Genomic DNA, 11,362 nt, shown 5'->3' with positions numbered 1-11,362 from the left:
TTCCGCGGCGTCCTCGGTGAGGAAGCCGCCGGAATGGCGCGCCCAGAGGCTGGCGTAGAGTCTGCCCTTGCGCAAGAGCTCGGTGTGGCTGCCCTGCACCACGATGCGGCCGCCGTCCATGACGATCAGGCGATCCATGGCGGCGATGGTCGAGAGGCGGTGCGCGATGGCGATCACCGTTTTGCCCGCCATCAACTCGGACAGGCTTTCCTGAATGGCGGCCTCCACCTCGCTGTCGAGCGCGCTCGTCGCCTCGTCGAGCACGAGGATCGGCGCATTCTTCAGGAGCACGCGCGCGATGGCGATGCGCTGGCGCTGGCCGCCCGACAACTTGACGCCGCGCTCGCCCACGTGGGCGTCATAGCCGTGGCGGTTGTTCAGGTCCTCGAGCCCGAGAATGAACTCATGCGCGTGCGCACGCTTGGCCGCGGCCGTGGCCTCGGCCAGCCCCGCCTCGGGGCGGCCGTAGAGGATGTTGTCCATGACCGAGCGATGCAGCAGGGACGTGTCCTGCGTCACGAGGCCGATGTTGGCCCGCAAGCTCTCCTGCGTGACCTCGGAAATATCCTGGCCGTCGATCAGGATGCGGCCGGCTTCAACATCGTAGAAGCGCAGGAGGAGGTTGACCAGCGTCGACTTGCCGGCGCCGGAGCGGCCGACAATGCCGACCTTCTCGCCCGGCCTGATGGTCAGCGACACCTCCTCAAGGACGCTCTTCACCTTGCCGTAGTGGAAGCGGACGTTGTCGAAGCGGATCTCGCCCCTTGGCACCACGAGCCGACGCGCGCCCGGGTGATCCACGACCTCATAGTCGCGCGCGATGGTCTGCATGCCTTCGTGCACGACGCCGATGTTCTCGAAGATGCCGGCGACCGTGAACAGGATCCAGCCCGACATGGCGATGATGCGGATGACCAGCGTCATGGCGACCGTGATGGCGCCCATGGTTACAGCGTCGTAGCTCCAAAGCCAGAGCGCGAGCCCGGCAACCGACACCAGCAGCGCGCCGTTCAGCGTGTAGAGCACGAACTCCATGACAGTGAGATTGCGGTTGGCCGCCCGTTGCCGCTGGAGATGCACCTCCATCGCCTCTTTGGCGTAGGCCTCCTCGCGCTCGGCATGGGCGAAGAGCTTGACCGTCAGGATGTTGGTGAAGCTGTCGACCACGCGGCCCGTGAGCCATGACCGCGCTTCGGACGCCTGCGTCGAGAGCCGCTGGATGCGCGGCACGAATATCCTCAGGACGAGCGCATAGAGGCCGACCCAAGACAGCAGGGGAACCACGAGGCGCGCATCCGCCTCCCAGAAAATCACCAGCGCGCCGATCACGTGCACGGCCATGTACCAGATGGCGTCGACGCCCTGCACGACGGAATCGCGCAGCGACATGCCGGTATGCATGATGCGCGTCGAGATGCGTCCCGCAAAATCGTTCTGAAAGAAGGCGAGCGACTGGCGCAGCACATACGTGTGCGTCTGCCAGCGGATCCGCGTCGTCACCGACGGCGTGATCATCTGGTTCTTGATCAGGTCGTGAACCGTGGAGACGGCGGGCCGCGCGACGAGCGCCACGAAGGCCATGAACAGCAGCGTCGCCGCGTTCTCGTCGAAGAACGCCCGCGGCGAGCTGGCCGCCCGCATCATGTCGACGAGATTGCCGACGAAGGCCATCAGCATGACCTCGATCAGCGAACCGACCAGACCGACTGCGAGCAGCACGGCAAACGGGCGCCACACCGGCTGGATGTAGTGCCAGTAGAAGGCAGCTATATTTTCCGGCGGACGGCCTGGGGCGGCGGGCGCAAACGGGTCGATGCGGGATTCAAACCAGCGGAACATCAGGCTCTTTTCTGTTGCGATCTCCGTGCGTCGCGAGCCCGCGGCCGCCTGCCGACGCAAACCCCTTCTCGTTTCCCGTGGATCGGGCTATGCGCTATCGCGCCATCGTGCCCAAACGATGGCCCGGAAACCAACAGATGGGCAAGGCGCGAGGAAAAGGCAACCATGACCGGCACGGCAAGCGACATCGAGGCCAGGAAATCCGCTGCCGAGGCCTGGTTTCAGGAACTGCGCGACGAAATCTGCGCCAGCTTCGAGACGCTCGAGGTCGACCTTCCGCCGACTGCCCAACTCGGCGAGGCCGAGCCCGGCCGGTTCGTGCAGACGCCCTGGTCGCGCACCGATCACACCGGCGCGCCGGGCGGCGGCGGCAAGATGAGCATCTTGAAAGGGCGCGTGTTCGAGAAGGTGGGGGTGCATACCTCGACCGTGTTCGGCGAGTTCTCGCCCGAGTTCCGGAAGCAGATCCCGGGCACCGACGAGGACCCACGTTTCTGGGCGTCGGGAATCTCGCTCATCGCGCACCCGCAGAACCCGAACGTGCCGGCCGTGCACATGAACACGCGCATGGTGGTGACGAGCAAGTGGTGGTTCGGCGGCGGCGCCGACCTGACGCCGGTGCTCGACCGGCGGCGCAAAGAGGACGATGCGGACAGCCTCGCCTTCCATGCGGCCATGTACGGCGCCTGCGCGGCGCACGAGGCCGTGGCCGACTATGCAAAGCTGCGCAAATGGTGCGACGACTACTTCTATCTGCCGCACCGCAAGGAGCCACGCGGCATCGGCGGCATCTTCTACGACTATCTCACGCCCAGCGACGAGCAGGGCGGGTGGGACGCCGCGTTCGCGTTCACGCAGGACGTGGGGGGCGCGTTCCGGCGCGTCTATCCCATGCTCGTGCGCGGCAACTACACGCTGCCGTGGACGGAGGAGGACCGCGAGGAGCAGCTCGTCCGGCGCGGACGCTACGTAGAGTACAACCTGCTCTACGACCGTGGCACGGTGTTCGGCCTCAAGACCGGGGGCAACGTGGACAGCATCCTCTCCTCGCTGCCGCCCGTCGTGAAGTGGCCCTAGAGTCTTCTATTCCCCTCCCCACAAGGGGGAGGGGTTACGGGTGGGGGGAAGCCCGACACCTGCAGTTCTGGAATCCCCCCTCCTCGCCTCCCCCGCAAAGGGGGAGGGGCGGCGGGCGATCGTCACGCCGCCCTTACCGTGGAAAGGAAGCGCTCGACCTCGCCGCGCAGCGATGCGCTCTCCGTCGAGAGCTGCTGTGCGGAGGAGAGAACCTGGGTCGACGCCGAGCCGGTCTCGGACGCACCCCTGCTGACATCGGTGATGGAGGAAGCAACCTCGGAGGTTCCCTTGGCCGCCTCCATCACGTTGCGGCTGATCTCCTGAGTGGTGGCGCCCTGCTGCTCGACCGCGGCGGCAATGGCACCCGAGATCTCGGACATCCTGTTGATCGTGTCCGTGATCTCCTTGATGGCGTTCACGGCCTCGCTGGTCGCGGACTGCATGCCCGCGATCTGAGAGCCGATCTCGTTGGTCGCTTTGGCCGTCTGGGCCGCAAGTGCCTTCACCTCCTGGGCCACGACCGCGAAGCCCTTGCCGGCATCGCCGGCGCGGGCTGCCTCGATGGTGGCGTTCAACGCCAGGAGGTTCGTCTGGCCGGCGATGGTGCTGATCAGCCCCACCACGTCACCGATCCGGTCCGCGGACTGCGAGAGCTCGGCCACGCGGTCGTTGGTCTTCGAGGCCTGGGTCACGGCCTGGCCGGCGATGACGCTGCTCTCCTGCACCTGCCGGCTGATCTCGGTCACGGTCGATGACAACTGCTCGGAGGCCGCGGCGACTCCCTGCACGTTGGTCGAGGTCTGCTCGGAGGCTGCCGCAACCGTGCCAGAGAGCTGCTGCGTGGTTTCCGCCGTCTTCGTCAGCGACGCGGCTGCGCTCTCGAGCTGGCTCGACGCCGCCGAGACCGTGTCGACGATGCTGCCGACGGACTTCTGGAACTCGTCCGCCAGGCGGCGCATCTCGGCCTTGCGCTGCTCGGCGGCGCGACGGTCGGCTTCCTTCTGCTCCGCCTCCATGCGCTCGATGCGCAGCAGGTTCTCCTTGAACACCTGGGCGGCGCGGGCGTTCTCGCCCACCTCGTCGCCGCGGTCGGCATAGGGCACCTCGACGGCCTTGTTGCCGTTGGCAAGCTCGAGCAGAACGCCGGCGATGGCGCGGATCGGGTTCGAGATGCCGCGGCCGATGAGCCACGACAGGACGACGCCGAGCAAGGTGCCGCAGATTCCGGACCAGAGCATCATCATCTCGGTGGAATGGATGAACGCCTTGGCGTCGTGCTCGAGCTCGCGCTCGTCGGCCGTGGCCGTTTCCCGGATGCTCTTCGTGTCCTCCGCCACGATCTCGGCCAGCGCAGGGAGGTCGGTGCCCATGATACGGGCGAGGTCACGGTCGATGGCGGCGGCTTTCTCGAAGCCCTCGCGGTACTCGGCGATCAGATGCTTCACCTCATCGTAATCCTTGCGTGATGCCGGCGAGGTGATCATCTTGTCGAGCGAGCCCAGGATCCGATCGACGTCCGCGAAGGCATGGTCCGCGGTCGCCTTGGCGTTGGGGTCATGGCGGCCGAGCATCATGTTGACGCTGAGCCGGATCTGCATGACCTCCTTCAGCGCCTCGCCGGCCAGGATGAGCGTGTTGCTGTCGCCGTCCGCGGCTGCCCTTTTCTGCAGCGCCTCGAGATCCGCCTTGAGCCTCGCCCCGTCGGCATCGAGGATCGCGTGGCCGATGCGGTCCTTCTCCTTGCGCAGATCCTCGGCCTTGTGGGCGAGCTCCGCGTACTGCTCGAACTTCTCCTTGATCTCCTCGACCTTGGCATGGCGCTCAGGATTCTGAATCTTCTGCATGCCATGCTCGATGGCGGCCTTGACGCGCTTCTCCTCCTCGGCGGCAAGTGCCGCGGTGCGTGCGTGATCCTGGTTCGCCTCCATTTCGCGGACCAGGCGGCGGTACTGCAGGAACTCGCGGTCGATATCGCTTACCGCGTCGACGACGGAAACGCGCTGCGCGTAGAGCTCGAAATCATGGCCGACATGCGCAATGCCCCGGTAGCCGGAAGCGCTGATGAGCACCATGATCACGAGCACGGCCGCAAAACCGACCGCGATCTTGGTATTGACTTTCATATTGTTGAAGACTGCCGCGACGTAGTTCATGGCTTATTTCCTTTTGAATCTCGCTTATGAGCTGGTCTCGATGAGAAACCGCCGGTTTTTCGGCTGTACGGGACGTGCATTGTTGGGAAAAATGGCTGCGAACTGGCGGATCTGCTCGGGCGAGGCTTCGATCGGATCGCGGAAAACCGTCCACGTCAGACCCTCCGAGCACGGCGGGGTGGTGAGCGAGCCCGCATAGCGGAAATAGCTGCGCGCCGCCGGCAGCAAGGCGACCGGATCGCACGCCCCCGCCGCCGCGACCTCGGTGCCTTCGCTCTTCGGCATCTGGCCGAAGAGCGGCTGGAGGTCATGGTTGTAGGCGCCGGACCGAATGAAGACGCCAACGACGGCCAGCGCGCCCGCCGCCGACCTGTGCACGAAGTGAACCTCCATCTCGAACGCCTTGCCGTCGAGCAGATGCTCGCTCGGATGGTGGAAGTGGAACTGGACGAGATCGTATCGTGTGCCGCCGATGGTGCACGCGCACCCGGAATCCACGTTTGCCTGGATGGTATGGCCGTTGTTGAGCAGACGCAGGGGACGCCGGCAGTAGTCGAAGGCAATGCTGCCGTCCGCCTCGCCTTTCATCGCCGACGTAAGATCGATCGGCGTCTGCTCAAGCCCGAGCTGGCAGACCTTGAATTCGGGCGTCAGCTCGCCCCAGCGCTCAGGCCCCGTTTCTCCCTCGTAGGACCAATGCGGCGTGGCGTGGCCATCGCCATGCTCGCCCGCAGCGGCGGCGGTGAATTTTTCCGCGAGGCAGCACGCGCAGCCCAGCGTTGCGTATCTTAGAAATACGCGCCTTTCGATCGGCATTCGTCATTTCCCCCGCGATAAATAGACACCACGGATTTTCCGTGTGCTTCGCGCGAAATGACGTTATGTGCGACAAAGTAAATGCGATCTAAAAGGCGATGCTCGTGTTGCCGATCGCATCTGCACGCCAATTCATCAATTGACTCTTATCCGGCCGCGAAAAACGACGTGTCCGCAACATGACATGCCAGTTTCTGGCAGAAACTCTACCGTAGATTCCGAATCTCAGTGGCCCATCTATCGGTAGTAGCTGATCCACCTCAGGAAATATTTCTATTTTTGATTTCGGAATTTAAGCAATTTCCTCCGACTTCAATCGCGATAATTCCAAGCCCGCCTATTTTGCCTACAGACTTAAGTCGCATGCATGCCAAGCGATATGCACTCAGCGACCGGAGGCGATCTCGCGCGAGACCTCGCGGAAGGCTTCGGCGAACTCGATGGCGCCGGGATTGGTGATGTTCTGGTCCATGCGCTTGTCGAGCGCGACAAGCAGCTCCGCGCTCGTCTTGTCGCGCACGATGGTGTTACGGAAATAGGCGTCGCGCGCGAAGAAGTTCGTCGTCGCCGCGTTGCGGGCCGCCGGCCGCATCATCTCGAGGCCGGTGCCGGGGCCAGCCAGGTTCATCAGCTCGATCTCGGCGCCGGTGAGCTGGCCGATCCCCGCCTTGTCTGCCATCTCCTTGAGCCCATGCAGCTTCACTGCCTGCAGCCAGGGACCGATGTCGCCGTCGATGTTTATGGCGTGGATGCCCATGCCGCGGCGCGTGCGCGCGAAGGCGACATGGCGGTCCCATTTGTGCGGGATCGAGCGGGCGGCCTTGATCATCGTCGACAGCTTCTCGTGCTTGTTGGCGAGCGCCCGGCGCCGCTCCGGTGCAAGGCCGCGGTCGGAGGCCATGGCTTTCAGGCGTGCCAGGAACCGGGGTCCGTGCCTGGCGAGCTCGTCGGTGGTGTTGGCGGTGAGAAGCTGTGCGTAGCCGATCGCCGAGGAGATCGGCTTGCCGGTCTTCTTGATGGGGTGGATGCCGGAGACCATGTCGGCGGTACCGAGGCCGCTCGTCTCCAGCGCGTAGACGCGCACAACCTGCTCGCCGGTGAGGCCAAGCGAGACGGCCTCGCGCGCGTAGCGCAGCTTGAACTCGCGCTCGGGGATGCGCTCGGGGCGGAAGCCATACTCCACCTCGGCGGCCTCGAGGAACTCGGGCAGGCCCGGCAAGGGACGCGGCGGCGGCTTGTCCTTCGGCTTGGAATCCTGCGCCTGATACGCCGCCCAGCGCTTGGCCAGCCCGGCCGTCAACTCGGGGCCGTCGTACTTCGGCGGGAAGGTCCGAACATAGTCCTTGGCCGTTACGACCTCGCCCTTGCTCCGCTTGCCGCGCCGCAGAGCCTTCTTGTCGGAGACCTCGCGCCAGTAGGCGTCGCTCTTGAAGTCGTGCGTGGCCTGGGCCGACAGGTATTCCTCGAACAGCTTGCGCTCGGCCGGGCTCAGCGAGCGCGCGAACTTTTCCGCGCCCCGCGGGGCCGCTGCGGCACCCTCCGGCACGACAGCGAGGAGAAGGCCAAAGAGCGCGAGCCCCATCATGGCGCTGCGCAGCGTCGTCACGGCTTTTGTCGGGGCGGCTGTCATGCAAGGGCATCCTTCGATTCGCGTTCACGGCTTCCTGACAGCAGAATGGGGCGTTTCCTGGGGCCACGCGGTTCGAAGCGCGCTTTACCTCTGCGAATTCCCGCAGCGCATGCGTGGACCATTCCAAATCGCCCGCATCTGGCTTAGGAAGCTGCATGCTTCCTTTGCCCACGGCCGACGAACACGTGTTCAGCCCCTCCGGCTTTCGGGAGCGCGCCGCGCTTGCGCTGTCGCGTCCCCTGCAGGGCACCCCGGCGAGCACCAGCGATTTCGACCTCGATCCCGAGCGGGCTGCAACCGCGCTCCATCCCGATACCCTCGCGGCGGCCCGTCCGGCGGCCGTGCTCATTCCCGCCATCGCCCGGCCGACCGTCACGCTGCTCCTTACGCAACGCACCAATCATCTCGCAGCGCACGCCGGGCAAATCGCCTTTCCAGGCGGGAAAACGGAGCCCTACGATGTCGATCCCTTGGCAACAGCCCTTAGGGAGGCGCGTGAGGAGATCGGCCTCGATCCGTCGCTCGTCACACCGCTCGGCATGCTCGACCGTTATCTCACGGGCACGGGCTTCCACATCACGCCCGCCATCGCGCTCGTCGAGCCGGACTTCACGCTCACGCTCGACCACAACGAGGTTGCCGATACTTTCGAAGTGCCTTTGCCGTTTCTGATGGATCCGGGCAACTATCAGCTCCATACACGGATGATCGGCGGCAAGGAGCGGCGTTTCTACGCCATTCCCTTCGGCGACCGCTTCATCTGGGGCGCCACGGCCGGTATTCTTCGTAACATGCACCAAAGGCTCTTTGCTCCATGATCCGAACGGTTATCGAGAACCTGCTGCTGTTCCTGCTGCCGACCGCTCTCTACGTGGCGTGGGTGCTGTTCCAGCGCTCGCGGAAGGAGACGCAGGAGGGCGAGACCCAAGAGGAAGCCGACGCGTCGTGGATGGCGCACGTTCTCGACGACGCCCCGCTGCTCTGGCTGTTCGCGAGCGGAGCCCTGCTCGTCATCGTCACGCTGATCGCCTTCGGCACCTCGTCGGGCGGCAAGCCCGGCCAGCACTACCAGCCTTCGATCCTGAAAGACGGGAAGATCCAACCCAGCCACATCGAATAGGCCCGCATGATGACGCGCGAGGACCGTGATCAGCGGCTGCCCAACCTTGCCGGCGCTCCCTGGCTCGAAAGCGCAACCACGCGAGCCGTGCTCGACGCCATCGCGCGCGGCGGCTTCGAGGCGTGCATCGTCGGCGGCGCCGTGCGCAACGCGCTCCTCGGGCAGCCGGTGAAAGATGTCGACGTGGCGACGACGGCGCCGCCGCAGGACGTGATCCGGCTTGCGGCGGAGGCCGGGCTCGGGGCGGTGCCGACCGGGCTCGCGCACGGCACGGTTACGGTCATCGCCCATCACCAGCCGATCGAGGTGACGACGCTCCGGCGCGACATCGAGACCTTCGGCCGGCAGGCGCGCGTGACGTTCACCACCGACTGGGCGGAGGACGCGGCGCGGCGCGATTTCACGCTCAATGCGCTCTACTGCGATGCGGGGGGCACGGTGCACGATCCCGTCGGCGGATACGCGGATCTCCTGGCTCGGCGCGTGCGTTTCATCGGCGACGCGCGCGAGCGCATCCGCGAGGACTACCTGCGCATCCTGCGCTTCTTCCGCTTCACCGCCGCCTACGCGGAAGGCCCTCCGGACGCGGAGGGGATCGCGGCCTCGGTCGCGCTCGCCTCCGGTCTCGCTCAACTTTCGGCGGAGCGCATCCGCGCCGAGCTCCTGCGCCTGCTCGCGACACCGCGCGCGGTCGAGATCGTGGCCATCATGGCGGACGCCGGGCTCGTCGAGGCGCTGATCGGGACCAGGGGCGACGTCATTCTCCTCGGCCGGCTCGCCGATATCGAGGCCGCGCTCGGGCGCGATGCGGATCCGCTCATGCGGCTCGCGGCGCTCTCGGGCGGCGGCCGGCACCTCACGGCGCTCGGGGCGCGGCTACGGCTCGCGAACGCGGAAAGCGAGCGGCTGGCGCGGCTCGTGCTTCCCGATCCGGCCTTCGATCCCGAGACAGAGGAAAGCGAGGCGCGCGCGTTCCTCTACCGCTTCGGCGTGGAGGCGTTTCGCGACGGCGTTCTGCTGGCCTGGGCGGGAAGCACTGCTGAGGCGGACGATTCCCACTGGCGCGACCGCTTCCTGCTGCCGGCCCGGTGGCCGGTACCCGAGCTTCCCGTGCGCGGTGCCGATCTCCTCAAAGCCGGCCTTGCCGAGGGGCCGGCCGTCGGACGCGTCTTGCGGGCGTTCGAGGACTGGTGGATCGCCGAGGACTTTCCGAAGGACGAGGCACAGCTCGCGCAGGCGCTCTCCGATTTCGTCAAAGCGAACCGGAAAAGAAAATAGGGCACGGACGACCGGCAGCGAGCGCATGTGCTCGCTGTGTTGCCGGCCGAGCCCGTGTTTGCAGCCTTACGTCATGGCCTGGCTTGACCGGGCCATGACGTAAAAAGGTCGCCCACTCGTTTCGACTGGAGAGAAATGCCTACTTGGCGCGGGGACCCTGGAGGCGGATCATGGCGGCCTCGATCCTGCGCCAGGTGGTGGCTTCCTCCTTGGCGCCCTGCTCCTCGAGGCTGCGCGCCTTCTGGGCCGCCTCGGCGATGGCTTTTGGCCCCTGCACCTCCATCAGCTTGCGAGCGTGCTCTTCGATCTCCATAGCGAGCATGGCGTGATCTCCTTGGCTCGTTTCGGGTTTCGATGGCCCCCGTCTGGGCATGTGGGGCCGGTGCGCCGGATGGCAAGGGGCGCAAAAGGAAAAGGCCGGAGCGGTGAGCGCTCCGGCCTCGTCTCGTTCCATCGAGGGCGACGGACTTAGAAGTCCATGCCGCCCATGCCACCCATGCCGCCGGCGCCCGGCAGGGCCGGGGCGACCTTCTTCGGCTTGTCGGCAACCATGGCCTCGGTCGTGATCAGGAGGCCGGCCACGGAGGCCGCATCCTGCAGCGCGCAGCGCACGACCTTGGTCGGATCGATGACGCCCTCGGCGAGCAGGTCGCCGTAGACGCCGGTCTGGGCATTGAAGCCGTAGGCGTACTTGGCGTTCTCGAGGATCTTGCCAGCGACGACCGAGCCGTCCTCGCCCGCGTTCTGGAAGATCTGGCGGGCCGGCGACTGCAGCGCCTTGCGCACGATCGAGATGCCGACCTTCTGGTCGTCGTTCTCGACCTTGATCGACTCGAGGGCCTTGGCGGCGCGCAGCAGCGCCACGCCACCGCCCGGAACAACGCCTTCCTCGACGGCCGCGCGGGTCGCGTGCCGCGCGGCGTCGACGCGGTCCTTGCGCTCCTTGACCTCGACCTCAGTGGCGCCGCCAACCTTGATCACGGCCACGCCGCCGGCGAGCTTCGCCAGCCGCTCCTGCAGCTTCTCGCGGTCGTAGTCCGAGGTCGTCTCCTCGATCTGCGCCTTGATCTGCTTCACGCGAGCCTCGATGTCGGCCTTCTTGCCCGAGCCGTCGACAATGGTGGTGTTCTCCTTGTCGATCGACACGCGCTTGGCGGTGCCCAGCATGTCGAGGGTCACCGTCTCGAGCTTGATGCCGAGGTCCTCGGAGATCACGGTGCCGCCGGTCAGGATGGCGATATCCTCGAGCATGGCCTTGCGGCGGTCGCCGAAGCCCGGTGCCTTGACGGCGGCAACCTTGAGGCCACCGCGCAGCTTGTTGACCACCAAGGTGGCCAGCGCCTCGCCCTCGATGTCCTCGGCCACGATCAACAGCGGCTTGCCGGTCTGCACCACCGCCTCGAGGATCGGCAGCATGGCCTGCAAGGACGACAGCTTCTTCTCGTGGAT

The 11,362-nt window shown here is 66.0% G+C and carries 10 protein-coding genes; 4 read left to right on the top strand and 6 right to left on the bottom strand.

Translation table 11 applies throughout. From position 1 onward, the window contains the following. Positions 1-1,839, bottom strand: a 1,839-nt coding sequence (locus IT540_RS09350) for an ABC transporter ATP-binding protein (protein ID WP_291176242.1), incomplete at its 3' end; no start/stop codon positions are given. A 165-nt stretch (positions 1,840-2,004) separates the two neighbouring features. Between IT540_RS09350 and hemF the strand changes: the two genes are divergently transcribed. Next, a complete protein-coding gene (hemF, locus tag IT540_RS09345) occupies positions 2,005-2,916 on the top strand; it encodes an oxygen-dependent coproporphyrinogen oxidase (RefSeq protein ID WP_291176239.1) in 912 nt (303 codons plus the stop codon). A gap of 122 nt (positions 2,917-3,038) precedes the next feature. On the opposite strand, the gene IT540_RS09340 is transcribed toward hemF, so the two are convergent. The 3 genes from IT540_RS09340 to IT540_RS09330 all read right to left on the bottom strand — a co-directional run bounded on the left by IT540_RS09340 (position 3,039) and on the right by IT540_RS09330 (position 7,515). Continuing rightward, positions 3,039-5,069 (bottom strand): methyl-accepting chemotaxis protein, encoded by a 2,031-nt coding sequence (locus IT540_RS09340; protein WP_291176237.1) that lies wholly within the window; start codon positions 5,067-5,069, stop codon positions 3,039-3,041. A gap of 24 nt (positions 5,070-5,093) precedes the next feature. Further along, on the bottom strand, positions 5,094-5,885 hold the full coding sequence (locus tag IT540_RS09335) for a carbonic anhydrase (protein ID WP_291176235.1): 792 nt from the start codon (positions 5,883-5,885) through the stop codon (positions 5,094-5,096). A gap of 385 nt (positions 5,886-6,270) precedes the next feature. Then, positions 6,271-7,515: a hypothetical protein gene (locus tag IT540_RS09330; RefSeq protein WP_291176233.1), complete on the bottom strand. Its 1,245-nt coding sequence runs from the start codon at positions 7,513-7,515 to the stop codon at positions 6,271-6,273. 155 nt (positions 7,516-7,670) lie between these two features. Between IT540_RS09330 and IT540_RS09325 the strand changes: the two genes are divergently transcribed. Genes IT540_RS09325 through IT540_RS09315 form a run of 3 tightly spaced genes read left to right on the top strand, consistent with a single transcriptional unit; the run spans position 7,671 to position 9,913 of the window. After that, entirely contained in the window at positions 7,671-8,333 is a 663-nt protein-coding gene (locus tag IT540_RS09325; RefSeq protein ID WP_291176231.1) for a CoA pyrophosphatase, read from the top strand. Continuing rightward, positions 8,330-8,635: a DUF6111 family protein gene (locus tag IT540_RS09320; protein ID WP_291176229.1), complete on the top strand. Its 306-nt coding sequence runs from the start codon at positions 8,330-8,332 to the stop codon at positions 8,633-8,635. The genes IT540_RS09325 and IT540_RS09320 overlap by 4 nt, the downstream gene beginning before the upstream one ends. 6 nt (positions 8,636-8,641) lie before the next feature. Next, a complete protein-coding gene (locus IT540_RS09315; protein ID WP_291176226.1) occupies positions 8,642-9,913 on the top strand; it encodes a CCA tRNA nucleotidyltransferase in 1,272 nt (423 codons plus the stop codon). A 139-nt stretch (positions 9,914-10,052) separates the two neighbouring features. On the opposite strand, the gene IT540_RS09310 is transcribed toward IT540_RS09315, so the two are convergent. Beyond that, the gene (locus IT540_RS09310; protein WP_291176224.1) at positions 10,053-10,235 is read right to left on the bottom strand and encodes a hypothetical protein; all 183 of its coding nucleotides are present in this window, start codon (positions 10,233-10,235) and stop codon (positions 10,053-10,055) included. Positions 10,236-10,381: 146 nt separating this feature from the next. Then, a partial coding sequence (gene groEL / locus IT540_RS09305; protein WP_291176221.1) for a chaperonin GroEL occupies positions 10,382-11,362 on the bottom strand: 981 nt, incomplete at its 5' end.

Source organism: Hyphomicrobium sp. (genome assembly GCF_020852195.1).
In the GTDB taxonomy this organism is placed as follows: Bacteria; Pseudomonadota; Alphaproteobacteria; order Rhizobiales; family Hyphomicrobiaceae; genus Hyphomicrobium_C.
Note: the sequence above shows the minus strand (reverse complement) of the source record. Positions and strands in the feature narration are given on the sequence as shown.